Genomic DNA, 26,042 nt, shown 5'->3' on the forward strand with positions numbered 1-26,042 from the left:
AGGTAACACCGGTTATCAGCGAGACCCCGCTGGTAATGCAGTATTCGGTGGTGCGGTAGTTCAGTCGGTTAGAATACCGGCCTGTCACGCCGGGGGTCGCGGGTTCGAGTCCCGTCCGCACCGCCACCCTTATTTAGGGGCGTAGTTCAATTGGTAGAGCACCGGTCTCCAAAACCGGGTGTTGGGGGTTCGAGTCCCTCCGCCCCTGCCAGATAAACAATCCTTTGCTAACGCAAAGGATTTTTTTTGCTTTCCGTTAACCAGTCACCACTTTTATGATGGCAGGATGAACGGAATATTCCCCTCACCCCTCTTCTCTTATAACTTCCCGTTTACTGTTTTTAATAAATTATGCTGGCACCAGTACCGGAAACTTCAGTAACTGACGAATATGAGACTGCTGATCGCTGTTTTGTAGCCAAACCGCATATAACGGCCTTACGGCCACGGGCGTGTCAGGAATAACCGTTAGATCAGGATACAGCTGTATCCAGTTATCCGGTAGAAAGGCGCAGGCGCCCGTAGTATGGAGTAACTGACGGGTTAAATGCGCTGATGTCGTTGTTAGTACGGGCACATCATCCGCACCGGCCAGATAGCTTTCATGCTGATGGAAATCCGCTCCCCACTCCAGTTTGATATAGTCATACTTTTCCCGCTTTTCACTTTTACGCGAGCGAAATAGCGTGAGTGAAATATGTCCGATCTGCTGGCTGGTCAGCTCATCCATTTTAGGCGCTTCGGTGGTAATCAGTAGATCAAGTTGACGCTCGTGCAGTTGTTTAACCAGTAAGTGCCGCTGTGCAACGCGTGCCTCAAGGTGCAGACTTTCACGGTTTTCGTACAGCGTTTGCAGCCATGGCGTAAGGTAAGCCTCCCAAAGGGATGCACTGGCACCTATCGACAGCTCATGATGCTGCTGAGTGTGCGCGACTTCCTTTTTCGCCATCATCCAGGTACTCATCAGGCTTTCAGCATAAGGAAGCAGACGCTCGCCGGCAGAAGTGAGCCGAATATTATTACGATGACGGGTAAAAAGATTAACACCCAGCTGGTTTTCCAGCTGTCTGATGCGAAAACTCACTGCAGATTGCGTAAGGTAGAGGGCTTCTGCTGCGCGGCCAAAATGGCGCGTTCTGCTCACCTCAAGAAAGGTCTTTAATAATTCCGTATCCACAGCCCACTCCCAAAAATTTGTTTGTCGTAATGATTTAAATGTTTTGTTTTACACTCTGTCAAGCCTAACTAATACTCCGCGCCATAAATCGCACGGCCATAGAAGAGTTAGGAGCGTGTAAAATGGCGGATAGCTTCGCAACAACTAATCGTTTTTTTGATAACAAACACTACCCGCGTGGGTTTTCGCGTCATGGTGACTTTACAATTAAAGAAGCTCAGCTTCTCGAAAGGCACGGTTACGCGTTTAATGAGCTTGATCTGTCCAGACGTGAGCCTGTGACAGAAGAAGAGCGTCAGTTCATAGAAGTATGTCGTGGTTTACGTGAACCACAAACTGAAGCTGAGCGCGTATGGAGTAAGTATATGACGCGTATCAAGCGTCCAAAACGCTTTCATACTCTTTCAGGTGGTAAGCCACAAATGGAAGGCGTTGAAGACTATAGCGATTCTGACGATTAAGCAAAACCTTCTTCAGAAAAGATAGCAATCATCTGACGTTAAAATGGGGCTGCGGCCCCATTTCTATTCCAGGCTTTTATGCAAATGCGCCATCATACGATCCATGCCGCGATAGCTTAAAGCTTCCAACAGATGCGCACGACTAAGCCTTTCTTGCCCTGCTAAATCAGCGATGGTACGTGAGACCTTTAGCAAGCGTTGCCAGGCTCTGACAGAAAGCCCCAGTTTAACCAATACTGACTCAAGCCATTCTGCATCGGCTTGTTGTAACCCACACCATTGCTGTACTTCTGCATTGCTCATTAACGCATTCACTTTGCCCTGACGCGCCAGCTGACGTTCACGCGCTTCCAGCACCCGTAACCGGACCTCATTACTGCCCTCGGCGTTTTTTTGCGGCTGGCTTAACATTCCTGGCGGCAACAGCGGTATCTCCAGCGAAAGGTCGAAACGATCAAGAAAGGGCCCTGATAAGCGGCTGAGATAACACAACGTTTGCTGTGGCGTGCTGCGATTATGATTGCCCTGATAATGCCCGGTTGGGCTGGGATTCATTGCGGCAACAAGTTGAAAGCGTGCAGGCCAGGTGACTTTGGCCCGTGCGCGCGAAATGGTAATTTCACCGGTTTCTAACGGCTCACGTAACGCATCCAGCGTTTTTCGATTGAACTCGGGCAGTTCATCCAGAAACAGTACTCCGTTATGTGCCAGGGTAATTTCGCCGGGCTGCGGAATGCTACCACCGCCGATAAGCGCATAGAGCGTTGAACTATGATGGGGAAGCCGAAACGGTCGCCTGCGCCATTGTTTATGCACATCGCCACTTTTTACGATACTGGCAATAATGGCGCACTCTAATGCTTCACGTTCGGTAAGAGGAGGTAATAGCCCGGTTAGCCGCATCGCCAGCATAGTTTTTCCTGTTCCCGGCGGGCCAATAAGCAGTAGGTTGTGTCCTCCTGCCGCGGCGATTTCCAGCGCTCGCTTTCCCTGCTGTTGACCGATGATATCGCACAAGTCCTCGCTTTTCTCTTCGTTAACTATCTCCTCTGCTTTCCCTGGTGAGAGAGAATGCTGCTTTAAGAGAAAAGCACAGATCTCCATCAGGCTCTCAGCAACCAGTGATTCTCCCTGTTGGACCAAACCCACGTCGGCAGCATTTTCAGCAGGTAAAATTAATCTTCTGTCCGCTTCTTTGGCGGCCATTGCTGCGGGAATCGCGCCCTGTATGCCTCTGAGCGCACCGCTAAGCGCCAGCTCTCCCAGGAATTCAAACTGGGCCAGTTCTACGCCAGGAAGTTGCTCTGAAGCGGCAAGAATGGCAACGGCAATGGGGAGATCGAAGCGGCCGCCTTCTTTTGGCAAATCAGCAGGAGCCAGATTAACCGTGACACGCTTTGCCGGGAAATCAAAGCCGCTATTAATAATCGCGCTACGCACCCTGTCGCGCGCTTCTTTCACCGTTTTTTCAGGTAACCCAACCAGCGAAAGGCCGGGTAAACCACGACTTATATGAACTTCCACCGTCACCAGCGGCGCTTCTACGCCCAGGGCCGCACGTGTAATAACGCGGGATAAAGACATACTCGCTCCTTGTGTCATCTCCAGAGAAGTATGCAGAGGGTTCGGCAACAAGGCGATGCTGGTTAAATAAAGTTGCGTGCCTTGCCGAAAAGTTTTGCTTCTACGTTCATAACATTAAAAAGTTGCTCAAGCAGAAAGAGACTTCATCCTGGATAACTCATTGCGACAGGTTCGTAATGAATAACTTTCAATGCTTGCTACCTTTTGAAATGAAAGGCTATTTTTAAATATGGCTAAAGCAGATATAAAATTTTGTGATGAAAAAGGTTGTCGAGCTATGCCTGTCTGTGATAACTCTTTAGGCATTACTTCGAATAAGTGAAATTTTGAACAGCATATGAAAGCCCTTCTACGAGTGATTAGCCTAGTCGTGATTAGCGTGGTGGTGATTATTATCACACCGTGCGGGGCTGCGCTCGGAGGAAGAAAGGCTTAAAAATCAAGCCTGAATCTAAAAGAACCCCCGCACCGAAAGGTCCGGGGGTTTTTTTATGGTCAGGTATCGGGATAGTTAATGAAAGAGGAACAAACAATGTACAGTAGCATAAAATACTGTTGTTCCCGGGATCAGGCAGGGGAATAACGATGACAGGTGCTCAGTGGGTGGTTCAAGCGTTGCGTGCGCAAGGGGTAAAAACCGTGTTCGGTTATCCGGGTGGCGCGATTATGCCGGTTTACGACGCGCTGTATGACGGAGGCGTTGAACACCTACTGTGCCGTCATGAGCAGGGCGCTGCCATGGCCGCCATCGGCTATGCCCGTGCAACCGGTAACGTGGGCGTCTGTATCGCGACTTCCGGGCCGGGTGCCACCAACCTGATCACCGGCCTTGCCGATGCTATGATGGATTCTGTACCGGTTGTCGCTATCACCGGCCAGGTTGCCGCCCCGCTTATCGGCACCGATGCCTTTCAGGAAATTGACGTACTGGGTTTATCTCTGGCCTGCACTAAACACAGCTTTCTGGTTGAGTCGTTAGAGACGCTGCCGGAAGTAATGGCAGAAGCTTTTGCGATAGCGCAATCTGGTCGTCCCGGCCCGGTGCTGGTTGATATCCCCAAAAATATTCAGGTAGCCAGCGGCGAGTTGACGCCGCATTTGCTGCCCGTAGCCGAGACGGTTGCGCATCCTCATCATGAGTTACAGCAGGCGCGCGCGCTGATTGCGCAGGCGAAAAAGCCGGTCTTGTATGTTGGCGGCGGCGTAGGCATCGCCCAGGCCGTACCGGCGTTGCGCGCGTTTGTTCAGCAAACCGGTATGCCAACGGTAGCAACGTTGAAAGGTCTGGGTGCGCCGGATGCCAGCGATGCCTGTTACCTCGGAATGTTGGGGATGCATGGCACTAAAGCGGCGAACCTGGCCGTACAGCAGTGTGATTTGCTGATTGCCGTTGGCGCCCGTTTTGACGATCGGGTGACTGGCAAGCTTGATACTTTTGCACCGCATGCCAGCGTTATCCATATGGATATCGATCCGGCCGAGCTGAACAAGCTGCGTCGGGCGCACGTTGGCTTGCAGGGTGACTTTAATGAGCTGCTGCCGGAGCTGGCGCAACCCTGTGATATCGATGAATGGCGCGCTGAGGTTATTGCGCTGAAGAGCGAGCACCGCTGGCGTTACGATCATCCGGGCGAGGCCATCTACGCGCCTCTGTTTTTGCGCCAGCTGTCAGATCGCAAAGCTAAAAGCGCGATTGTCACCACTGACGTTGGTCAACATCAAATGTGGACGGCGCAGCATATGTCATTCAGCGCGCCGGAGAACTTTATCACCTCAAGCGGGCTGGGAACCATGGGGTTCGGTTTGCCAGCCGCGGTTGGCGCTCAGGTCGCCCGGCCGGAAGATTGTGTCATCTGCGTATCGGGCGATGGCTCTTTCATGATGAACGTGCAGGAGCTGGGCACCATCAAGCGTAAAAAGCTGCCGATAAAAATCGTACTGATGGATAACCAGCGTTTAGGCATGGTGCGCCAGTGGCAGCAGCTGTTTTTTTCAGAGCGCTACAGTGAAACCAACCTGTCCGATAATCCCGATTTTCTGATGCTGGCTCGCGCTTTTGATATTCCTGGCCAGCGTATCACTCGTAAAGATCAGGTTGACGCCGCATTAGATGCGCTGCTGAACAGTGAAGGCCCTTATCTGTTGCATGTGGCTATTGATGAACTTGAGAACGTCTGGCCTCTGGTGCCCCCCGGCGCCAGCAATGCAAACATGATGGAGAAAACCGTATGAACCAGCACCAGTTGTCTATCGAAGCGCGTTTCCGGCCTGAAGTTCTGGAGCGTATTTTGCGCGTTGTTCGTCATCGCGGCTTTCAGGTCTGTGCTATGAATATGGCCAGCGTGGCTAACGCCGAGAATATTAATATCGAAATGACCGTTGCCAGTCAGCGCTCAGTCGATTTACTGTCAACACAGCTGAGCAAACTGATGGATGTCGCTTGCGTCCAGATTCAACAACAGACAACACAACAAATCCGCGCATAGTCGCGAAAGGAAATAAGAATGAGTACGAAGAAAGCAGACTTTATCTGGTTCAACGGTGAGATGGTGAAATGGGAAGAGGCGAAAGTCAGCGTCATGTCTCACGCCCTGCATTACGGCACGTCTGTTTTTGAAGGCGTCCGCTGCTACGACTCCCACAAGGGGCCTGTGGTTTTCCGCCACCGTGAACATATGCAGCGCCTGCACGACTCTGCCAAAATTTATCGATTCCCGCTGAAGCACAGCGTGGATGAGTTGATGGCAGCCTGCCGTGAAGTGCTGCGCGTGAACAAGCTGCAGAGTGCTTATATTCGTCCTTTAGCATTTGTTGGTGATGTTGGTCTGGGCGTTAACCCACCGGATGGCTACAGCACTGATGTCATCATTGCCGCCTTCCCGTGGGGCGCTTATCTGGGCGCAGAAGCGCTGGAGCAGGGCATCGATGCGATGGTCTCTTCGTGGAATCGCGTAGCGCCTAACACGATCCCTACCGCGGCGAAAGCGGGCGGTAACTACCTCTCCTCACTGCTGGTGGGCAGCGAAGCGCGTCGCCATGGTTACCAGGAAGGCATTGCGCTGGATACCAACGGCTATATTTCTGAAGGTGCGGGTGAAAACCTGTTTGAAGTAAAAGATGGCATCCTGTTTACCCCGCCGTTTACCTCCTCCGCATTACCCGGCATTACCCGCGATGCCATTATTAAACTGGCGAAAGACGCTGGTATTGAAGTGCGTGAGCAGGTGCTGTCACGTGAGTCTCTCTACCTGGCCGATGAAGTCTTTATGTCCGGCACCGCGGCTGAAATTACGCCAGTGCGTAGCGTCGATGGCATTAAAGTAGGCGAAGGTAAATGCGGTCCGGTGACGAAACGTATCCAGCAGGCATTTTTTGGCTTGTTCACCGGCGAAACTGAAGATAAATGGGGCTGGCTGGATCCGGTAAACCCATAAATTCATGATTTTGTGGGCGCGATTATCGGCCCGCTTATATATCCAGACTGGAGTAAACAGAGCATGCCTAAGTACCGTTCCGCCACTACCACTCACGGCCGTAACATGGCCGGTGCCCGTGCCCTGTGGCGCGCCACAGGAATGACTGACGCCGATTTTGGCAAACCGATTATCGCTGTCGTTAACTCCTTTACCCAATTTGTGCCGGGCCACGTTCATTTGCGCGATCTGGGTAAGCTGGTCGCTGAACAGATCGAAGCGGCGGGCGGCGTAGCAAAAGAATTCAATACCATTGCGGTAGATGATGGTATTGCCATGGGTCATGGCGGCATGCTCTATTCTCTGCCGTCGCGCGAACTGATTGCCGACTCGGTAGAGTACATGGTGAATGCGCACTGCGCCGATGCGATGGTGTGTATTTCCAACTGCGATAAAATCACCCCGGGAATGATGATGGCAGCGCTGCGCCTGAACATTCCGGCCATTTTCGTCTCTGGCGGACCGATGGAAGCGGGCAAAACCAAACTGTCCGATAAAATCATCAAGCTGGATCTGGTTGACGCCATGATTCAGGGCGCGAACCCTAATGTCAGCGATGCTGAAAGCGATCAGATTGAACGTTCCGCCTGTCCTACCTGCGGCTCCTGCTCCGGCATGTTTACCGCTAACTCCATGAACTGCCTGACGGAAGCGCTGGGGCTGTCTCAGCCGGGCAACGGTTCACTGCTGGCTACGCATGCCGATCGCAAAGAGTTGTTCATTAATGCCGGTAAGCGCATCGTCAGTCTGGCGAAACGCTATTACGAACAGGATGATGAAACCGCGCTGCCGCGCAATATCGCCAATAAAGCCGCTTTTGAAAATGCGATGACGCTGGATATTGCCATGGGCGGTTCAACCAATACTGTTCTGCACCTGCTGGCAGCAGCGCAAGAGGGTGAAATCGATTTTAATATTTCCGATATTGATCGCCTGTCGCGTGTGGTGCCGCATTTATGCAAAGTGGCACCCAGCACTCCCAAATACCATATGGAAGATGTTCACCGTGCGGGCGGCGTTATCGGCATCCTGGGCGAGCTGGATCGTGCAGGCTTGCTGAATACCAACGTACATAACGTGTTGGGTACGACGCTGCGTGATGCGCTGGATAACTACGACATCATGCTGACGCAGGATGAGGCAGTGAAGAAAATGTTCCGCGCCGGACCGGCAGGTATCCGCACCACCCAGGCGTTCTCGCAGAATTGCCGCTGGGACACGCTGGACGATGACCGTAAGGAAGGCTGTATTCGTTCACGCGAATATGCTTACAGTCAGGACGGAGGTCTGGCGGTACTGTACGGCAATATGGCGGAAGATGGCTGTATCGTTAAAACCGCAGGCGTAGACAAAGAGATCCTGACATTCCGTGGACCGGCGAAAGTGTATGAAAGTCAGGATGATGCGGTTGAGGCGATCCTTGGCGGCAAAGTCGTGGCCGGAGACGTGGTGGTGATTCGCTACGAGGGGCCGAAAGGCGGACCGGGCATGCAGGAGATGCTCTATCCGACCACTTACCTGAAATCTATGGGACTGGGTAAAAGCTGCGCACTGATCACCGATGGACGTTTTTCTGGTGGTACGTCAGGTCTCTCTATCGGTCATGCCTCGCCGGAAGCGGCCAGCGGCGGCACAATCGCCCTGGTGCGCGATGGCGACATGATTGAAATCGATATTCCAAACCGTGGCATCAGGCTTGATGTACCGGACAATGAATTACATGCGCGTCGTGAACAGGAAGAAGCGCGTGGAGAAGCCGCATATACACCGCATTCGCGTCAGCGTCAGGTTTCGCTGGCTCTGCGCGCCTATGCCTCGCTGGCAACCAGCGCGGATAAAGGTGCAGTGCGAGATAAATCGAAGCTTGGAGGCTAAGGATGGCTGAGTCTCAACCGTTACCCGATGCGCCCTGCGGCGCTGAATATCTGCGTGCCGTTCTGCGCTCGCCGGTTTACGAAGTGGCACAGGTGACGCCGCTGCAAAAGATGGAAAAGCTCTCTGCCCGTCTTGGCAATACGGTGCTGGTTAAACGCGAAGATCGTCAGCCGGTACACAGTTTTAAACTGCGCGGTGCCTACGCAATGATTGCCGGTCTGGATGAAGAGCAAAAGGCGCGAGGCGTGGTCACCGCCTCTGCGGGAAATCACGCGCAGGGCGTTGCGCTTTCCGCCAGCAAACTGGGCATTAAGTCACTGATTGTGATGCCGGTTACCACGGCAGATATCAAAGTTGAGGCAGTACGCGCGTTTGGCGGTGAGGCTTATCTGTTCGGTGCCAACTTTGACGAGGCGAAAGCGAAAGCGATCGAGCTGTCGGAGCGGCAGGGTTACACCTTTGTTCCCCCTTTCGATCATCCTGCGGTCATTGCCGGTCAGGGAACGCTGGCGATGGAGCTGTTGCAGCAGGATGCGCATCTTGATCGTATCTTTGTTCCGGTGGGCGGCGGTGGATTGGCTGCTGGCGTGGCGGTGTTGATTAAACAATTAATGCCACAAATCAAAGTGATAGCGGTAGAGGCAGCCGAGTCAGCCTGTCTGCAGGCTGCGCTGAAAGCGGGCGAGCCGGTAGATTTACCGCGTGTCGGGCTGTTTGCTGAAGGCGTGGCGGTAAGGCGTATTGGCAGCGAAACCTTCCGTCTTTGCCAGGCCTGGCTGGATGATATCGTTACCGTTGACAGCGATGCCATCTGTGCGGCGATGAAAGATCTGTTTGAAGATGTGCGCGCCGTGGCGGAACCTTCCGGAGCATTAGCGCTGGCCGGCATGAAAAAGTATATCCAGCAGCATAACCTGCAGGGTGAGCGACTGGCGCATATTCTCTCTGGCGCTAACGTTAACTTTCACGGGCTACGCTATGTTTCCGAGCGTTGTGAGCTTGGCGAGCAGCGCGAGGCGTTGCTGGCTGTCACCATCCCGGAACAGCAGGGTAGTTTCCTGAAGTTTTGTCAGACGCTGGGCGGACGGGCGGTAACAGAATTTAACTACCGCTACGCGGATGCCAAAGACGCCTGCATTTTTGTTGGCGTTCGTTTGACGCGCGGTCGGGAAGAACGACGGGAAATCATCGACGAGTTAACGGCAGGCGGCTATCAGGTGGTCGATCTCTCTGATGACGAAATGGCCAAACTGCATGTTCGTTACATGGTTGGCGGTCGTCCCTCTAAGCCGCTTCGTGAGCGCCTGTTCAGTTTTGAATTTCCGGAGGCGCCAGGCGCGCTGTTGAAGTTCCTGCAAACGCTGGGCACTTACTGGAATATTTCACTGTTCCACTATCGTAGCCACGGCACCGACTATGGTCGGGTGCTGGCGGCGTTTGAGCTGGGCGAGAATGAACCCCGTTTCGAAGAGCATCTCACCGCGCTCGGCTACGATTTCCATGATGAAAGCCAGAACCCGGCGTTTCGTTTTTTCCTGGCTGGCTAGTTACAACAGTTGCCAGAACGCTTTGATCAGCGGCTCGCCGAGCCGCTTTTTCTGAACGCAGACGCCCAGTTCAAAAGGCGCGACTGAGTCAATGTCTTCCAGTACCAGAACACGGTTGCGTACCGGTTCCGGGCTATTCTCCAGCACCACGTCCGGCAGCAGGGCGATGCCACAGCCCAGCGCCACCATGGAAACAATGGCTTCATGACCGGAAACGGTCGCGTAAATAAGCGGATTAGCAATACGCAGGCGGCGAAACCAGAGGTCGATCCGTCGTCGCGCCGGGCCCTGTTCCGGCAGGATAAAGGGGATCTGCGTCCAGTCGGGTTCAGGCTGTGTCGCCTGGTTGCGTACCGGACAGGGCAAGGCTGGCGCAATCAATACCAGAGGAATATGGCCCAGCGGCGTGAAGTCAATACTGGCATGTAGCGTTTCGGGGCGACCGGCAATGGCCAGTTCGGCTTCGCCGGTCTGAACTTTCTCCACGGCGTCGGCAGCATCACCGGTGGTGAGTTTAATTTCCACCTGCGGATGTTCCGCGCGAAAGCGGTCAAGTATCGGCGGCAGATGACTGTAGGCGGCAGTAACGGAACAGAAGAGTTTCAGCTCGCCGCTCAGTGAAGGGCCATGTTGACCCATGGCATGACGCATCTGCTGATATTGCAACAGGGTTTGCTGTGCGAACTGACGCAGCTGTTCTCCTGCGTCGGTCAACGTAACGGTGCGGTTATCACGCAGAAACAGGCTATGGCCGAGATCCTCTTCCAGTCGCTGTATTTGGCGCGAAAGTGTAGAGGGTGAAACATGCATGGCGCGGGCAGTGCGGCCAAAGTGGCGGCTTTCCGCCAGATGTAAAAAAAGCTTCAGGTCTCGTAAATCCATGCGATTCAGGCCTCATTTCTACGTTGCAGTTATTGCAATACGACGTTGTTAATATATCAATTTAAGCAACAGATTTCCTGTCATATGATGGGGCTATAGAAGGCGAGGCTGTCACCGGCTTCGCGTAAAAAATAACGGTAAACACAACCTCAAAACGGAGTGCCCATGGCTAACTATTTCAACACTTTGAACCTGCGTCAGCAGCTGGCGCAATTAGGTAAATGTCGCTTTATGACGCGTGATGAGTTTGCTGATGAAGCAAGTTACCTGAAGGGCAAAAAAGTCGTCATTGTTGGCTGTGGTGCTCAGGGCCTTAACCAGGGCCTTAACATGCGTGATTCTGGTCTGGATGTCTCTTACACGCTGCGTGCCGAAGCGATTGCTGAAAAGCGCGCTTCCTGGCGCAAGGCCACCGAAAACGGTTTTAAGGTTGGGACATATGAAGAGCTGATCCCGCAGGCCGATCTGGTGATTAACCTGACGCCAGACAAACAGCACTCAGCCGTGGTGCAGGCTGTGCAGCCGCTGATGAAAGAAGGTGCGGCGTTGGGATATTCCCACGGTTTCAATATCGTTGAAGTGGGTGAAGAGATCCGTAAAGACATTACCGTGGTGATGGTTGCGCCGAAATGTCCGGGTACTGAAGTGCGTGAAGAGTATAAGCGTGGCTTTGGCGTACCGACGCTGATTGCGGTACACCCGGAAAACGATCCAAAAGGCGAAGGTATGGCCATTGCCAAGGCCTGGGCCGCAGCGACCGGCGGTCACCGTGCGGGCGTGCTGGAATCCTCCTTCGTTGCCGAAGTAAAATCTGACCTGATGGGCGAGCAGACCATTCTCTGCGGCATGCTGCAGGCGGGTTCTATCCTGTGCTACGACAAGCTGGTTGCCGATGGCACCGATCCAGCTTATGCAGGCAAGCTGCTGCAGTACGGCTGGGAGACCATCACCGAATCGCTGAAACATGGCGGTATCACGCTGATGATGGATCGCCTTTCTAACACCGCTAAGCTGCGCGCCTTTGCGCTTTCTGAGCAGCTGAAAACTATTATGGCGCCACTGTTCCAGAAGCATATGGATGACATCATTTCGGGCGAATTCTCTTCCGGCATGATGGCTGACTGGGCAAATGATGATAAGAAACTGCTGACCTGGCGTGAAGAGACGGGCCAGACCGCTTTTGAAAACTCGCCGCAGTATGAAGGTAAGATTTCCGAGCAGGAATATTACGATCGTGGCGTGATCATGGTTGCGATGGTCAAAGCGGGCGTTGAGCTGGCGTTCGAGACCATGGTGGATTCCGGCATTATCGAAGAATCCGCTTATTATGAATCACTGCATGAACTGCCGCTGATCGCCAATACCATTGCCCGTAAGCGTCTGTATGAAATGAACGTGGTAATCTCCGATACCGCTGAATATGGCAACTACCTGTTTGCTAACGCCGCCGTGCCATTGCTGAAAGAGTTCATGACCACGCTGCAGGCGGGTGATTTAGGCAAAGAGGTTGCGCCAGCCGCAGTAGATAATGCTCAGCTGCGTGACGTTAACGAAGCGGTACGTAATCACCCGATTGAGGCGGTGGGACGTAAACTGCGTGGTTATATGACCGATATGAAACGTATTTCTGTCGCGGGCTGATAGCGTCTTTTAGCTTGCCGTTGCGTTGACCATGTTTGCACGCCCCAGCACACCGTTATCCATGCTGCTGGGGCTGTTCTTACCTGCCCTTTGCTGCAGGACGAACACCATAGCGGAGTCCCTGTGGCCCGGACTTGATAAGCAAAGCGGAAACAGACAAAACCGGTGTGTTCAACACCGGTTTTTTATTAGTTGCGGTACAGCACCTTGATGATGTGATAGCCAAACTGGGTGTGCAGAGGTCCGTAAGGCGTCAGCAGAGGGCAGGAAAACACGACTTTATCGAAAGCCGGCACCATTGCCCCTTTTTTAAACTCGCCCAGGTGTCCGCCTTTGCGTCCGCTCGGACAGGTTGAGTGTTTCTTCGCCAGTTTTTCAAAGTCTGCGCCCTTTTCCAGCTGCGCTAACAGCTCCTGAGCCAGTTTCTCTTCTTTTACAAGGATATGCATTGCCGCTGCGGTTTTTGCCATGATCGTGCCTTGAGTCGTATGGATGCTGCTGGATATACTACCACGCTGTTAGTTAACCCTCCTTATTTTCACTGAGTACTTCTATGCGTCTGAATCCCAGCCAACAACAAGCCGTCGAATATGTCACCGGCCCGTGCCTGGTGCTGGCGGGCGCGGGTTCCGGCAAGACGCGCGTCATTACCAATAAAATTGCCCATCTGATCCGTGAGTGCGGCTATCAGGCTCGCCATATTGCGGCGGTCACCTTTACCAATAAAGCCTCACGCGAAATGAAAGAGCGCGTGGCGCAAACCCTGGGCCGGAAAGAAGCGCGCGGGCTGATGATCTCTACCTTCCACACGCTGGGACTGGAAATCATCAAGCGTGAATATGCCGCGCTGGGGATGAAATCCAACTTTTCCCTGTTTGATGACCAGGATCAGCTGGCGCTGCTAAAAGATTTAACCGAGCAGTGGCTGGAAAATGATAAAAATCTGCTGCAGCTGCTGGTTTCTACCATTTCCAACTGGAAAAACGATCTGATTGATCCTGCACACGCCCAGGCGCGGGCGCAGTCAGAGCGGGATCGTATCTTTGCTCACTGTTATGAACTGTACGATCGTCATCTTAAATCCTGTAACGTGCTGGACTTCGATGACTTAATCCTGCTGCCGACGCTATTGCTGCAGCGCAATCAGGAGGTGCGTGAACGCTGGCAGCAGCGCATTCGCTATCTGCTGGTGGATGAGTATCAGGATACCAACACCAGCCAGTATGAACTGGTAAAACTGTTGGTGGGTGCGCGGGCGCGCTTTACCGTGGTCGGTGACGACGATCAGTCAATCTATTCCTGGCGCGGCGCGCGGCCGCAAAACCTGGTGCTGCTGAAAGAGGACTTTCCGGCGCTGCAGGTGATTAAGCTGGAGCAGAACTATCGCTCCACCGAGCGCATCCTGAAAGCGGCGAATATTTTGATCGCCAATAATCCGCACGTGTTTGAAAAGCGCCTGTTTTCACAGCTGGGCTACGGCGCCGAGCTTAAAGTGCTGAGCGCGAATCATGAAGATCATGAGGCGGAGCGCGTGACCGGCGAGCTTATTGCGCACCATTTTATTAACAAAACGCAGTATAAAGATTACGCCATTCTTTATCGTGGCAACCATCAGTCGCGCGTATTTGAAAAGATGCTGATGCAAAACCGCATTCCCTACCGTATTTCGGGCGGGACATCTTTCTTTTCACGTCCTGAAATCAAGGATCTGCTGGCCTACCTGCGCGTATTAACCAATCCGGATGATGACAGCGCTTTTTTACGCATTATCAATACGCCGCGTCGTGAGATTGGCCCGGCAACGCTGCAAAAACTGGGCGAATGGGCGAATCAGCGTAACAAAAGTCTGTTCAGCGCCAGCTTTGATTTAGGACTGGGCCAAACGCTGACCGGGCGCAGCCTGGAAAATCTGCAGCGTTTTACCGGCTGGCTACGGGAAATTGCCCAGCTGGCGGAGCGGGAGCCGATAAATGCGGTACGCGATCTCATTCGCGGCATCGACTACGAAAGCTGGCTGTTTGAAACTTCCGCCAGCCCGAAGGCCGCTGAAATGCGCATGAAAAACGTTAATACGCTCTTCCAGTGGATGACGGAGATGCTGGAAGGCAGCGAACTGGATGAGCCAATGACGCTGACGCAGGTGGTAACCCGTTTTACGCTGCGCGACATGATGGAGCGTGGCGAAAGCGATGAGGAGTTAGATCAGGTTCAGCTAATGACGCTGCACGCGTCGAAAGGCCTGGAGTTTCCTTATGTCTACCTGGTCGGCATGGAAGAGGGGCTGTTGCCGCATCAGAGCAGCATTGATGAAGATAACATCGAGGAAGAGCGGCGGCTGGCCTACGTTGGCATTACCCGCGCGCAAAAAGAGCTCACGTTCACGCTGTGCCGCGAGCGTCGGCAATATGGCGAACTGGTACGTCCGCAGCCCAGCCGTTTTTTGCTGGAGCTGCCGCAGGATGATCTGATGTGGGAAACTGAACGTAAAGTTGTCAGTGCGGAAGAGCGCATGAAAACCGGGCAAAGTCGGGTTGCCGGTTTGCGTGCGATGCTGGATAAAGCCAGGAAAGGAACCTGACAGAGAAGGCTGCGTCTGCAATGACGCAGCCCAACTGCTAAATTATCCTGAGCGGCCAGTGCACATAGGATTGCCAGCGGCTCTCCTGCTCCAGCATCTCCGCGCCCAGCGGGTGAGCCTGCAACCAGCCTGACGGCAACAGCACCTGTAGCGCCTCGTCTTCACTGTGCAACTGCACCGTTGGCAAACTGTCATCACGACGACGGCTGGCGAAAATCACCGCCAGACGCAGCAGCCGACACATCCGTTCTGCCATGCGGGGCGGCACAGCGTTTTGCTGGTTCAGCAGCGCCAGGTCAATACCGTTACTTTGATTCTGCAACAGCGTGGCCAACAGCTTTTTCTGAGCGGGCGTAAACCCGGGCAGATCAAGATGGCGCACCAGATAAGCGGCATGCTGGGTGGCAAGACGGAAATCCACGCTCAGACCAATTTCATGGATCAGACAGGCATTTTCCAGCAGCTCACGACAATAAGCATCCAGCTTCCAGTGCGGGCTTACCTGCTGAACAAAGCTCATCGCCAGCTGACGTACGCGCTCCGCCTGTTCAACGTCGATGATAAAACGACGCTGAACATTGTGGATGGTTCGGCTACGAATATCCCGATCGACCGGATAGTGCAGCATACCGTACAGCAAGCCTTCACGCAGAGCGCCGCCTGCCAACGTCATGCTTTCAATATTTAATTCTTCAAAGATGGCAATCAGAATAGAGAGGCCGCTGGGGAAAACCAGTGCCCGCTCCAGAGTCAGGCCTTCGATCTCCAGCTCTTCGAGCTTGCCACATTTGATCGCACGCTGTTTAAGCTGCTGCAGTTTATCCAGCGTAATACGCTCATCCATGCCCTGCGCTACCATGATTTCCTGTAGCGCCTGCACGGTGCCGGAAGCGCCCACGCAAATTTGCCAGCCCTGATCGCGCAATCGTCCCGCGACAGGCTGAATCATGGCGCGAGCGGCCTGTTCCGCCTGCTCAAAGTTCTTTTTACCTAAATGCCGGTCAGCGAAATAACGCTCCAGCCAGGTGACGCAGCCCATCGACAGACTGAACAGCGCGGTTGTTTGCGCGCCGGTTCCGGTAACCAGTTCAGTGCTACCGCCGCCGATATCCACCACCAGGCGTTCATCAGAGCCACCGGTAGTATGCGCTACGCCCTGGTAAATCAGCCGCGCTTCTTCTTCGCCGCTAATAACGTTAACTAAACAGCCAAGAATCGCTTCGGCCTGGGCGAGGAAATGTTTCGCGTTTGCCGCCAGACGCAGCGTTGCGGTGGCAACCACACGAATCTGATCGGCAGGGATATCCTGCAGCTGCTCTGAAAACAGCCTCAGGCACTGTAAGCCTCGCTCCATCGCTTCTTCAGAAAGCTCTCCGGCGCTGTTAAGGCCGGCGGCGAGGCGCACTTTACGCTTGATGCGGGCGACGGTCTGAATATTTCCCGCCACCTCGCGCACCACTAACATATGAAAGCTGTTAGAGCCCAAATCAATCGCAGCATAAAGTGACGACGCGCTGAACATGGTGTGATTAACCTGAACGTTTACGGTTATTGTTACGCGGTGCACCGCTGCGACGGTTGTTGCCCGCAGCACGGCGCGGACCGCTACCCGGACGGTTACGCGTCAGGCGTTTCGGCGGCGGAAGATCGGTCATCAACGCGTCGCTGTTATATTTACTGACCGGAATGCCGTGACCAATATACTCTTCGATGGCAGGCAGGTTCAGCGCGTACTCTTCACAGGCGAGGCTGATAGAGTGACCACTGGCGCCGGCGCGTCCGGTACGACCGATACGGTGAACGTAATCTTCGCAATCGTCAGGCAGATCGTAGTTAAAGACGTGCGTCACTGCCGGAATATGCAAACCGCGTGCGGCAACATCGGTCGCAACCAGAATGTCTACGTCGCCACGGGTAAAGTCTTCCAGGATACGCAGGCGTTTTTTCTGCGCCACGTCGCCGGTCAGCAACCCTACACGGTGTCCATCTGCTGCCAGATGGCCCCAGATATCTTCGCAACGATGTTTGGTATTGGCGAAAATAATGGCGCGGTCCGGCCACTCTTCTTCAATAAGCGTTTGCAACAGGCGCATCTTTTCTTCATTAGAAGGGTAGAACAGCTCTTCCTGAATGCGGTGGCCCGTTTTCTGATCCGGCTCGATTTCGATATGCTCGACGTTGTTCATATGCTCAAACGCCAGCTCGCGTACGCGATAAGAAAGCGTGGCGGAGAACAACATGCTCAGACGCTGATTTGCCGCAGGCATACGGCGGAACAGCCAACGAATATCTTTAATGAAGCCCAGATCGAACATGCGATCGGCCTCATCCAGCACCACCACCTGAATTGCGCCCAGGTTAATGTGGTTCTGCTTAGCGTAATCGATCAGGCGACCGGTGGTGCCCACCAGGATATCGACGCCTTTTTCCAGCACTTTTAGCTGTTTGTCATAGCCGTCGCCGCCATAGGCGAGACCCAGCTTCAGGCCGGTGGACTGCGCCAGCGGTTCAGCATCGGCATGAATCTGTACGGCCAGTTCGCGCGTCGGAGCCATAATCAGCGCGCGTGGCTGATTGATCTGACGGCCTTCGGCTGCAGGGTGAGAAAGCAAATAATGGAACGTTGACGTTAGAAACGCCATCGTTTTGCCGGTTCCGGTTTGCGCCTGGCCCGCGACATCGCGCCCTTCCAGTGTAAGGGGCAATGCTAACGCCTGGATAGGCGTACAATTATGGAAGCCTTTCTTTTCAAGGGCTTCGATAACCTGTGGGTGCAGGGCGAAGTCGGAAAACTTCTGTTCGGTTAAGTGTGTTTTGCTCATAGTGTGGTAGAATATCAGCTTACTATTGCTTTACGAAAGCGTATCCGGTGAAATAAAGTCAACCTACGTTGGCAGATTTTACGCCAACCAGCCAGGCATAATCTTGTGGAGTAAGACATGAGCAGCGATAAAATCGTTCATCTAACCGACAATAGCTTTGAAACCGACGTGCTGAAAGCCGAAGGTTTAACGCTGGTGGACTTCTGGGCAGAATGGTGTGGTCCGTGCAAAATGATCGCCCCGATCCTCGACGAAGTAGCAGAAGAGTATGACGGTAAGCTGACCATTGCCAAACTGAATATCGATGAGAACCCGGAAACGGCGCCGAAATACGGTATTCGCGGCATCCCGACGCTGCTGCTGTTTAAAAATGGTGAAGTTGCAGCGACCAAAGTTGGTGCGCTGTCGAAAGGCCAGCTCAAAGAGTTCCTGAACGCGAACCTGAGCTGATTCATTGCCGGCGCTGGCGGTCAGAGTAATTTTTGCCAGACCGCTAGACGCCCGGCATGAAGCGTGCTAAGTTAAATCTACTGCATTACGAACTTACCTGTAGTTTGTTTCCCTTGTTGAACGCTGGCGTTATCTTCCCAGTGCCTCAACAATCTGACGGTTAGCATCACAATTTCCGGCATCTGTTTTCAACCGTCTCCTCGTTTTCAGATCGGCATTCACGCATAAGATCATCGAGCAGACACGGAAACGGAGCCATTAACGGGCATGGACCTTCTTTTGCCATACCATTCACGACAACCTTTTCGAGATATACCCCGAGTTTAAGAACCCACCATTATGAATCTTACCGAACTAAAAAATACGCCGGTTTCAGAGCTGATTACTCTTGGCGAGAACATGGGGCTGGAAAACCTGGCGCGCATGCGTAAGCAGGACATCATTTTTGCTATCCTCAAACAACACGCGAAAAGCGGTGAGGATATCTTCGGTGATGGCGTACTGGAGATACTGCAGGACGGATTTGGTTTCCTCCGCTCCGCAGATAGCTCCTACCTCGCCGGTCCTGACGACATCTATGTTTCCCCCAGCCAAATTCGCCGCTTTAACCTTCGCACTGGTGATACCATTTCAGGCAAAATTCGTCCGCCGAAAGAGGGCGAGCGTTACTTTGCACTGCTGAAGGTTAACGAGGTCAACTACGATAAACCGGAAAATGCGCGCAGTAAGATTCTGTTTGAAAACCTGACGCCGCTGCACGCGAACTCTCGTTTACGTATGGAGCGCGGTAACGGCTCAACAGAAGACCTGACCGCACGCGTGCTGGATCTCGCTTCACCGATTGGCCGTGGCCAGCGTGGTCTGATTGTTGCACCGCCGAAAGCGGGTAAAACCATGCTGCTGCAGAATATCGCGCAGAGCATTGCCTACAACCATCCTGACTGCGTGCTGATGGTGCTGCTGATTGACGAACGTCCTGAAGAAGTGACCGAGATGCAGCGTCTGGTCAAAGGCGAAGTGGTTGCTTCTACCTTTGATGAGCCAGCATCTCGTCACGTTCAGGTTGCCGAAATGGTGATCGAAAAGGCCAAGCGCCTGGTTGAGCATAAAAAAGACGTTATTATTCTGCTCGACTCCATCACGCGTCTGGCGCGTGCTTACAACACCGTCGTGCCAGCTTCCGGTAAGGTTCTGACCGGTGGTGTGGATGCAAACGCCCTGCATCGTCCGAAACGCTTCTTTGGTGCGGCGCGTAACGTGGAAGAGGGCGGCAGCCTGACCATTATCGCTACTGCGCTGGTAGACACCGGTTCGAAGATGGACGAAGTGATTTACGAAGAGTTCAAAGGCACCGGTAACATGGAGCTGCATCTCGCGCGTAAAATTGCTGAAAAACGCGTGTTCCCGGCTATCGACTACAACCGTTCCGGGACGCGTAAAGAAGAACTGCTCACTTCCCAGGAAGAGCTGCAGAAGATGTGGATCCTGCGCAAGATTATTCACCCGATGGGCGAAATCGACGCGATGGAATTCCTCATCAATAAGTTGGCCATGACCAAGACCAACGATGAATTCTTCGACATGATGAAACGTTCATAATTTTTTAGCCGTTGCGTCAGGGAGAGTTCAAGACTCTTTAGCACGGTAAGAAAACTCGGGTAACGCCACGCTCAGACGTGGCGTTTTTTATTTTTGGGCTATAGGATAAAGCGACTGTCGGACGTCACCGGTCGCTAAGTGTAATAAAAGCAGACGCTTTTGCTTAAATAATCAGCGGTCGTGCGGCCAAATCGCGTTATCAGGACGTCAGTCAGGGTGGCAGGCATAATTATTGCTTATATTTACCCGGTGTCTTAGCTGAGAGTTGTTAATGTGAATTTACTCACCATGAGTACCGAGCTTGGTCTAATTTTTCTGTTTTCACTGGCATTCATTTTTTTTGCCCGCAAAGCAGCTAAAAAAGTCGGCCTGGTTGACCGCCCGAATTATCGTAAACGTCATCAGGGACTGATTCCGCTGGTTGGCGGCATCTCCGTTTATGCAGGCATCTGCTTTACTTTTGTTATCACTAATTATTATCTGCCCCACGCGATACTCTATCTGGCCTGTGCCGGTGTGCTGGTATTAGTTGGGGCGCTGGATGACCGTTTTGACATTAGCGTCAAGATTCGTGCCGTCGTACAGGCTGCTATCGCGATAGTGATGATGGTGGTGGGCAAACTCTACTTGCTCAGTCTTGGCTATATTATCGGACCAATGGAACTGGTTGTCGGGCCATTTGGCTATGTGTTGACGCTGTTTGCCGTTTGGGCGGCAATCAATGCTTTCAATATGGTTGACGGCATTGATGGTCTGCTGGGCGGTTTGTCCTGCGTGACCTTTGGCGCAATGGGCATCATCCTCTTTTTCGACGGCCAGCACAGCCTGGCGATGTGGTGCTTTGCCATGATTGCCGCCACGCTTCCCTATATTCTCCTTAATCTGGGCGTTTTCGGTAAACGCTATAAAGTGTTTATGGGCGATGCGGGCAGTACGCTGATTGGCTTTACCATTATCTGGATCCTGCTGGAAACCACCCAGGGCGTTACGCACCCCATTACGCCGGTTACGGCGCTGTGGCTGATTGCCATTCCGCTGATGGATATGGTGGCGATCATGTATCGCCGACTGCGTAAAGGAATGAGTCCTTTCTCTGCCGATCGTCAGCATATTCATCATTTGATCATGCGCGCCGGGTTTACTTCACGACAGGCGTTTGTGCTGATCACGCTTGCCGCTGCGCTACTGGCTGCTGTGGGCGTATTGGGTGAGTATCTGGCGTTTATTCCTGAGTGGGTGATGCTGCTGCTTTTTCTGTTTGCTTTCGTCCTCTACGGCTACTGCATCAAGCGCGCCTGGCGCGTTGCCCGCATGATCAAACGTCTCAAGCGCCGCCTGCGTCGCGCTAATAAAAATAAGCACCCGGGCTAAGCGCCCTCTGGACAAGGATACCCTGCATATGACCTCTGACTTCGTGGATAACGAATTGGATATTCGTGGCCTGTTTTGCGCGCTGTGGCGCGGCAAACGTTGGATTATCGGGCTGGCGCTGTTGGGCATGCTACTGGCGTTTATCTGGTCTCTGCTGGTTAAACAGGAGTGGAGCACCACGGCAATCACCGATCGTCCCACGGTAAATATGATTGGCGGCTACTATTCGCAGCAGCAATTCTTACGCAACCTGGATAACCGTAATGGCGCCACCGCGCTGACGGTACCGCAGCCCTCGGTAATGGACGATGCCTACCAGGAATTTCTTATGCAACTCTCTTCATGGGACACGCGGCGCGAATTCTGGTTACAAACTGACTACTATAAGCACCGCAAAAGCGGCAACGTCCATAAAGATGCCGCGCTGCTGGACGAAATGGTCAGCAATATTCAGTTCAGCCCGGCGGACAGCGCGAAAAACCTGAGCGATAGCGTCAGGCTGGTAGCGGAAACCGCAGTAGATGCCAACAATCTGCTGCGTCAGTATGTTGCTTTCGCCAGCGAACGCGCGGCGCGTCATTTAAATCAGGAACTGACGGCGGCCTGGGCGGCGCGTACCGTTCAACTGAAAGCGCAGGTCAAACGTCAGGAAAAGGTGGCCAATGCGGTGTATCAACGGCAGCTACGCAGCGTAGAGCAGGCGCTAAAAATTGCGCAACAGCAGGGGATCGACCAGGCAAAAACCAGTACGCCATCGGAGCAGCTGCCCGATTCAGAACTCTTTTTGCTTGGCAGGCCGATGCTGCAGGCGCGCCTGGAAAACCTGCAGGCGAATGGGCCGACATACGATCTGGACTATGATCAAAATCGGGCCATGCTCGATACGTTGAACGTTGGGCCTACGCTTGAGCAGAAGTTTCAGACCTACCGCTATTTGCGCACCCCGGAAGAGCCGGTGAAGCGCGACAGCCCGCGCCGGACGTTGGTCATGATTATGTGGGGCGCCATTGGCGCGTTGGTGGGTGCAGGCGTTGCCCTTATTCGCCGTCCTCGTGCCTGATACGCGCGTTGCAGGTGTCGCTGTGACTGACACGGCTAACGAACGAAGAGAAAAACAGTGAAAGTACTTACCGTTTTTGGCACGAGGCCGGAAGCTATCAAAATGGCTCCGCTGGTGCATGCGCTGGCGAACGATGCCGCATTTGATGCCCGCCTGTGTGTGACGGCCCAGCATCGCGAGATGCTCGATCAGGTTCTGCGCCTTTTCACGCTAAAGCCAGACTATGATCTGGATATTATGCGTCCGGAGCAGGGACTCACGGAAATCACCAGCCGGATACTGGAGGGGCTAAAAGGCGTATTTGCCTCTTTCCGTCCTGATGTCGTGCTGGTGCATGGCGATACCACCACAACGCTGGCAGCCAGCCTGGCCGCTTTTTATCATCGCATCCCGGTGGGGCACGTTGAGGCCGGGCTGCGCACCGGCGATCTCTATTCGCCATGGCCTGAGGAAGCGAACCGTAAACTGACCGGCCATCTGGCTACGTGGCACTTTACCCCTACTGAATACTCCCGGCAGAACCTGTTGCGGGAAAACCTGTCGGATAAGCAGATATTTGTTACCGGTAATACGGTTATTGATGCGCTGTTCTGGGTGCGCGATCGCATTCTCTCCGATCGCCAGCACCACGAGAGCCTGGCCGCGCGTTATCCTTTTCTTGATGCGGCGAAAAAGTTGATTCTGGTTACCGGGCACCGCCGTGAAAGCTTTGGCGACGGTTTTGAGCGCATTTGCAGCGCGCTGGCGACGCTGGCGCGTCAGCATCCTGATATCCAGATAGTTTACCCGGTGCACCTGAACCCCAACGTCAGCGAGCCCGTTAAACGTATCCTGAGCGGCATCGACAATATTATTCTTATTGAGCCGCAGGAGTATTTGCCCTTTGTCTGGCTGATGAATCGGGCCTGGCTCATTCTGACCGACTCCGGCGGCATTCAGGAAGAAGCGCCTTCGCTGGGTAAACCGGTTCTGGTCATGCGCGAAACCACGGAGCGTCCCGAGGCGATTGAGGCCGGAACGGTGCGCCTGGTTGGAACCCGCGAAGAGAAGATTGTGGCAGAGGTTACCCATCTGCTCACCCATGAAGAAGCCTGGCAGGCGATGAGCCATGCGCATAATCCGTATGGCGATGGCCATGCCTGTGCCCGCATTCTGCAGGCGTTAAAAAATCACAGAGTAACATTATGAGTTTTAGAACGATTTCGGTTATTGGCCTGGGTTACATCGGGCTGCCTACCGCCGCCGCGTTTGCATCGCGCCAGCAGCATGTTGTGGGAATTGATATCAATGCGCACGCCGTTGAGACCATAAACCGTGGCGAAATTCATATCGTCGAACCGGATCTGGATACGGTAGTTAAGCAGGCCGTACAGCAGGGGTTTCTTCGTGCCGCCACGCAGCCGGTGGCGGCCGATGCGTTTTTGATCGCTGTTCCCACGCCGTTTAAAGGCGACCATCAGCCTGATATGACCTATGTTCAGGCAGCCGCGCTGTCGCTTGCGCCGGTGTTAAAGCCGGGCGATTTAGTGATCCTGGAATCCACCTCGCCGGTCGGCGCGACGGAACAGATGGCAGACTGGCTGGCTGAAGCGCGTCCTGACTTATCGTTTCCACAGCAGCAGCCGGATAGCCCCGATATTCACATCGCCTACTGTCCTGAGCGGGTGCTGCCCGGTCAGGTAATGGTTGAGCTGATTAAAAACGATCGCGTGATCGGCGGCATGACGCCAGCCTGCTCTGAGCGCGCCAGCGAGCTGTACCGCATTTTCCTTGAGGGCGAATGCGTAGTCACCAATGCCCGCACCGCTGAGATGTGCAAGCTGACCGAAAACAGCTTCCGTGACGTTAATATCGCTTTTGCCAACGAATTGTCGCTGATTTGCGCGCAGCAGGACATCAACGTGTGGGAACTGATAGCGCTGGCCAACCGTCACCCGCGCGTCAATATTCTGCAGCCGGGGCCGGGCGTCGGCGGCCACTGTATTGCAGTCGATCCCTGGTTTATCGTCGCGCAGAATCCAGAGCTGGCGCGTCTTATCCGCACCGCGCGTGAAGTAAACGACGCCAAGCCGCACTGGGTGCTGGATCAAGTGAAAGCAGCGGTTGCCGACTGCCTGAGCGAGAGCGGCAAGCGCGCCAGCGAATTAACCATTGCCTGCTTTGGCCTGGCCTTTAAACCTAACATTGACGATTTACGGGAAAGCCCAGCGATGGAGGTTGCGCATCTGGTCGCCTCCTGGCATAGCGGCACGACCTGGGTGGTGGAGCCTAATGTGCAGCAGATCCCGGCGGCGCTGGCTGATGAAGCGACACTGGTAACGCTGGAGCAGGCGCTCACGCAGGCGGATGTTCTGGTGATGCTGGTTGATCACCACGTTTTTAAAGCGGTAAGCGGCGAGCAGGTCACCCAGCGCTGGGTAGTGGACACGAAAGGAGTGTGGCGATGAAGCAATTTCTGGTTACCGGCGGCGCAGGCTTTATCGGTTCGGCGGTGGTTCGCCATCTTATCCAGCATACCGGACACCGGGTGGCGGTGGTCGATAAGCTGACCTACGCCGGCAATCTCTCTTCGTTGGCTCCGGTTGCGGATAGCGATCGCTTTGCTTTTGAGCACGTCGATATTTGCGATCGCGCCGCGCTGGATCGCCTGCTGACACGCTATCAGCCCGACTGCATTATGCATCTGGCGGCGGAAAGCCACGTTGATCGCTCTATCGACAGCTCCTGGCCATTTATTGAAACCAATATTGTCGGCACCTGGCAGCTGCTGGAAGCGGCGCGTCATTACTGGCGCGGCCTGTCAGCTGAAAAGCAGGCGGCGTTTGTTTTCCATCATATTTCCACCGATGAAGTGTTTGGCGATCTGCATGGCAGCGATGACTTCTTTACCGAAACCACGCCTTACGCGCCCAGCAGTCCTTACTCCGCCAGTAAAGCCAGCAGCGATCACCTGGTTCGTGCCTGGATGCGCACCTACGGCCTGCCGGTTATCGTGACCAACTGTTCTAATAACTATGGTCCTTACCATTTTCCCGAAAAGCTTATTCCGCTGATGATTATCAATGCGCTGGCAGGCAAACCGCTGCCGGTTTATGGCGATGGCGGACAAATTCGCGACTGGCTGTATGTGGAAGATCATGCGCGCGCGCTGGTAACCGTAGTGAGCACTGGCCAGGCCGGAGAAACCTATAATATTGGCGGTCATAACGAACAGCGTAATATCGACGTTGTAAATACGCTTTGCGACCTGCTGGAAGAGCTGGCGCCGACCAAACCGGCGGGCATTGCGCACTTCCGCGATCTGATTACCTTTGTTACCGACCGCCCTGGTCATGATCAGCGCTACGCGATTGATGCCGGAAAAATCGAGCGCGAGCTGGGCTGGCGTCCGCAGGAGACGTTTGAAAGCGGCCTGCGTAAAACGGTGCAGTGGTATTTGAGTCATGAGAACTGGTGGCGCAGCATTCTTGATGGCAGCTATCAGGGCGAGCGGCTCGGGCTTTCTTCCCCTCACTGAGGCGA

22 protein-coding genes and 2 tRNA genes are annotated in these 26,042 nt (G+C 53.9%); 18 read left to right on the forward strand and 6 right to left on the reverse strand.

All coding sequences use genetic code 11. The features are described from left to right. The first annotated feature begins 49 nt into the window (after positions 1 to 49). Positions 50 to 126: transfer RNA gene (locus ACQE3Z_RS19530), tRNA-Asp, on the forward strand. Between the two features lie 9 nt (positions 127 to 135). Continuing rightward, positions 136 to 211 (forward strand) — tRNA-Trp (locus ACQE3Z_RS19535). Between the two features lie 138 nt (positions 212 to 349). Here ACQE3Z_RS19535 and hdfR read toward each other — a convergent pair. Further along, positions 350 to 1,177 carry an HTH-type transcriptional regulator HdfR gene (gene hdfR / locus ACQE3Z_RS19540; protein ID WP_085069413.1) on the reverse strand — a complete coding sequence of 276 codons (828 nt, stop codon included), beginning with the start codon at positions 1,175 to 1,177 and terminating at the stop codon, positions 350 to 352. A gap of 122 nt (positions 1,178 to 1,299) precedes the next feature. Between hdfR and ACQE3Z_RS19545 the strand changes: the two genes are divergently transcribed. After that, complete coding sequence (locus ACQE3Z_RS19545) at positions 1,300 to 1,638, forward strand: DUF413 domain-containing protein (protein ID WP_085069415.1); 339 nt, start codon at positions 1,300 to 1,302, stop codon at positions 1,636 to 1,638. A 63-nt stretch (positions 1,639 to 1,701) separates the two neighbouring features. On the opposite strand, the gene ACQE3Z_RS19550 is transcribed toward ACQE3Z_RS19545, so the two are convergent. Next, positions 1,702 to 3,222 carry a YifB family Mg chelatase-like AAA ATPase gene (locus ACQE3Z_RS19550; protein ID WP_426975068.1) on the reverse strand — a complete coding sequence of 507 codons (1,521 nt, stop codon included), beginning with the start codon at positions 3,220 to 3,222 and terminating at the stop codon, positions 1,702 to 1,704. A 337-nt stretch (positions 3,223 to 3,559) separates the two neighbouring features. Between ACQE3Z_RS19550 and ilvL the strand changes: the two genes are divergently transcribed. The 6 genes from ilvL to ilvA all read left to right on the forward strand — a co-directional run bounded on the left by ilvL (position 3,560) and on the right by ilvA (position 10,117). Then, positions 3,560 to 3,658, forward strand: a complete 99-nt coding sequence (gene ilvL / locus ACQE3Z_RS19555; RefSeq protein ID WP_071883719.1) for an ilv operon leader peptide — start codon at positions 3,560 to 3,562, stop codon at positions 3,656 to 3,658. Between the two features lie 149 nt (positions 3,659 to 3,807). Next, positions 3,808 to 5,454: an acetolactate synthase 2 catalytic subunit gene (ilvG, locus tag ACQE3Z_RS19560; protein ID WP_426975069.1), complete on the forward strand. Its 1,647-nt coding sequence runs from the start codon at positions 3,808 to 3,810 to the stop codon at positions 5,452 to 5,454. Beyond that, the gene (gene ilvM, locus ACQE3Z_RS19565) at positions 5,451 to 5,708 is read left to right on the forward strand and encodes an acetolactate synthase 2 small subunit (protein ID WP_250651154.1); all 258 of its coding nucleotides are present in this window, start codon (positions 5,451 to 5,453) and stop codon (positions 5,706 to 5,708) included. The genes ilvG and ilvM overlap by 4 nt, the downstream gene beginning before the upstream one ends. An 18-nt stretch (positions 5,709 to 5,726) precedes the next feature. Further along, the gene (ilvE, locus tag ACQE3Z_RS19570; RefSeq protein ID WP_085069423.1) at positions 5,727 to 6,656 is read left to right on the forward strand and encodes a branched-chain-amino-acid transaminase; all 930 of its coding nucleotides are present in this window, start codon (positions 5,727 to 5,729) and stop codon (positions 6,654 to 6,656) included. A gap of 63 nt (positions 6,657 to 6,719) precedes the next feature. Next, the gene (gene ilvD / locus ACQE3Z_RS19575; RefSeq protein ID WP_085069426.1) at positions 6,720 to 8,570 is read left to right on the forward strand and encodes a dihydroxy-acid dehydratase; all 1,851 of its coding nucleotides are present in this window, start codon (positions 6,720 to 6,722) and stop codon (positions 8,568 to 8,570) included. A 2-nt stretch (positions 8,571 to 8,572) separates the two neighbouring features. Next, entirely contained in the window at positions 8,573 to 10,117 is a 1,545-nt protein-coding gene (ilvA, locus tag ACQE3Z_RS19580) for a threonine ammonia-lyase, biosynthetic (protein WP_426975070.1), read from the forward strand. Here the strand turns inward: ilvA and ilvY are convergent, their stop codons facing one another. Further along, positions 10,118 to 10,999 (reverse strand): HTH-type transcriptional activator IlvY, encoded by an 882-nt coding sequence (gene ilvY / locus ACQE3Z_RS19585; protein WP_250651153.1) that lies wholly within the window; start codon positions 10,997 to 10,999, stop codon positions 10,118 to 10,120. A 165-nt stretch (positions 11,000 to 11,164) separates the two neighbouring features. Here ilvY and ilvC point away from each other — a divergent pair, with 165 nt between their 5' ends. Then, complete coding sequence (ilvC, locus tag ACQE3Z_RS19590; RefSeq protein ID WP_426975071.1) at positions 11,165 to 12,640, forward strand: ketol-acid reductoisomerase; 1,476 nt, start codon at positions 11,165 to 11,167, stop codon at positions 12,638 to 12,640. A gap of 188 nt (positions 12,641 to 12,828) precedes the next feature. Here the strand turns inward: ilvC and ppiC are convergent, their stop codons facing one another. Next, on the reverse strand, positions 12,829 to 13,110 hold the full coding sequence (gene ppiC, locus ACQE3Z_RS19595) for a peptidylprolyl isomerase PpiC (protein WP_038628993.1): 282 nt from the start codon (positions 13,108 to 13,110) through the stop codon (positions 12,829 to 12,831). An 83-nt stretch (positions 13,111 to 13,193) separates the two neighbouring features. On the opposite strand from ppiC, the gene rep reads away from it, so the two are divergent. Continuing rightward, a complete protein-coding gene (gene rep / locus ACQE3Z_RS19600; protein ID WP_426975072.1) occupies positions 13,194 to 15,218 on the forward strand; it encodes a DNA helicase Rep in 2,025 nt (674 codons plus the stop codon). A 37-nt stretch (positions 15,219 to 15,255) separates the two neighbouring features. On the opposite strand, the gene gppA is transcribed toward rep, so the two are convergent. Continuing rightward, the gene (gene gppA, locus ACQE3Z_RS19605; protein ID WP_426975073.1) at positions 15,256 to 16,740 is read right to left on the reverse strand and encodes a guanosine-5'-triphosphate,3'-diphosphate diphosphatase; all 1,485 of its coding nucleotides are present in this window, start codon (positions 16,738 to 16,740) and stop codon (positions 15,256 to 15,258) included. Between the two features lie 7 nt (positions 16,741 to 16,747). Beyond that, a complete protein-coding gene (rhlB, locus tag ACQE3Z_RS19610; RefSeq protein WP_426975074.1) occupies positions 16,748 to 18,040 on the reverse strand; it encodes an ATP-dependent RNA helicase RhlB in 1,293 nt (430 codons plus the stop codon). Between the two features lie 117 nt (positions 18,041 to 18,157). Between rhlB and trxA the strand changes: the two genes are divergently transcribed. The 7 genes from trxA (at position 18,158) to rfbB (ending at position 26,037) form a co-directional block, all read left to right on the forward strand. Further along, positions 18,158 to 18,490, forward strand: a complete 333-nt coding sequence (trxA, locus tag ACQE3Z_RS19615; RefSeq protein ID WP_085069436.1) for a thioredoxin TrxA — start codon at positions 18,158 to 18,160, stop codon at positions 18,488 to 18,490. A gap of 339 nt (positions 18,491 to 18,829) precedes the next feature. After that, a complete protein-coding gene (rho, locus tag ACQE3Z_RS19620; RefSeq protein ID WP_038628983.1) occupies positions 18,830 to 20,089 on the forward strand; it encodes a transcription termination factor Rho in 1,260 nt (419 codons plus the stop codon). A 288-nt stretch (positions 20,090 to 20,377) separates the two neighbouring features. After that, positions 20,378 to 21,460 carry a UDP-N-acetylglucosamine--undecaprenyl-phosphate N-acetylglucosaminephosphotransferase gene (gene wecA, locus ACQE3Z_RS19625; RefSeq protein WP_426975123.1) on the forward strand — a complete coding sequence of 361 codons (1,083 nt, stop codon included), beginning with the start codon at positions 20,378 to 20,380 and terminating at the stop codon, positions 21,458 to 21,460. A 28-nt stretch (positions 21,461 to 21,488) separates the two neighbouring features. Next, on the forward strand, positions 21,489 to 22,520 hold the full coding sequence (wzzE, locus tag ACQE3Z_RS19630; RefSeq protein ID WP_426975075.1) for an ECA polysaccharide chain length modulation protein: 1,032 nt from the start codon (positions 21,489 to 21,491) through the stop codon (positions 22,518 to 22,520). 57 nt (positions 22,521 to 22,577) lie between these two features. After that, positions 22,578 to 23,708 carry a non-hydrolyzing UDP-N-acetylglucosamine 2-epimerase gene (gene wecB, locus ACQE3Z_RS19635; RefSeq protein WP_426975076.1) on the forward strand — a complete coding sequence of 377 codons (1,131 nt, stop codon included), beginning with the start codon at positions 22,578 to 22,580 and terminating at the stop codon, positions 23,706 to 23,708. Further along, positions 23,705 to 24,967: a UDP-N-acetyl-D-mannosamine dehydrogenase gene (gene wecC / locus ACQE3Z_RS19640; RefSeq protein WP_426975077.1), complete on the forward strand. Its 1,263-nt coding sequence runs from the start codon at positions 23,705 to 23,707 to the stop codon at positions 24,965 to 24,967. Before wecB ends, wecC begins: the two co-directional genes overlap by 4 nt. Next, complete coding sequence (rfbB, locus tag ACQE3Z_RS19645) at positions 24,964 to 26,037, forward strand: dTDP-glucose 4,6-dehydratase (protein ID WP_426975078.1); 1,074 nt, start codon at positions 24,964 to 24,966, stop codon at positions 26,035 to 26,037. The genes wecC and rfbB overlap by 4 nt, the downstream gene beginning before the upstream one ends. The last annotated feature ends 5 nt before the right edge of the window (positions 26,038 to 26,042 follow it).

The sequence above is a fragment of the Pantoea sp. FN0307 genome, from assembly GCF_050113815.1.
Classification (GTDB): Bacteria; Pseudomonadota; Gammaproteobacteria; order Enterobacterales; family Enterobacteriaceae; genus Mixta; species Mixta alhagi.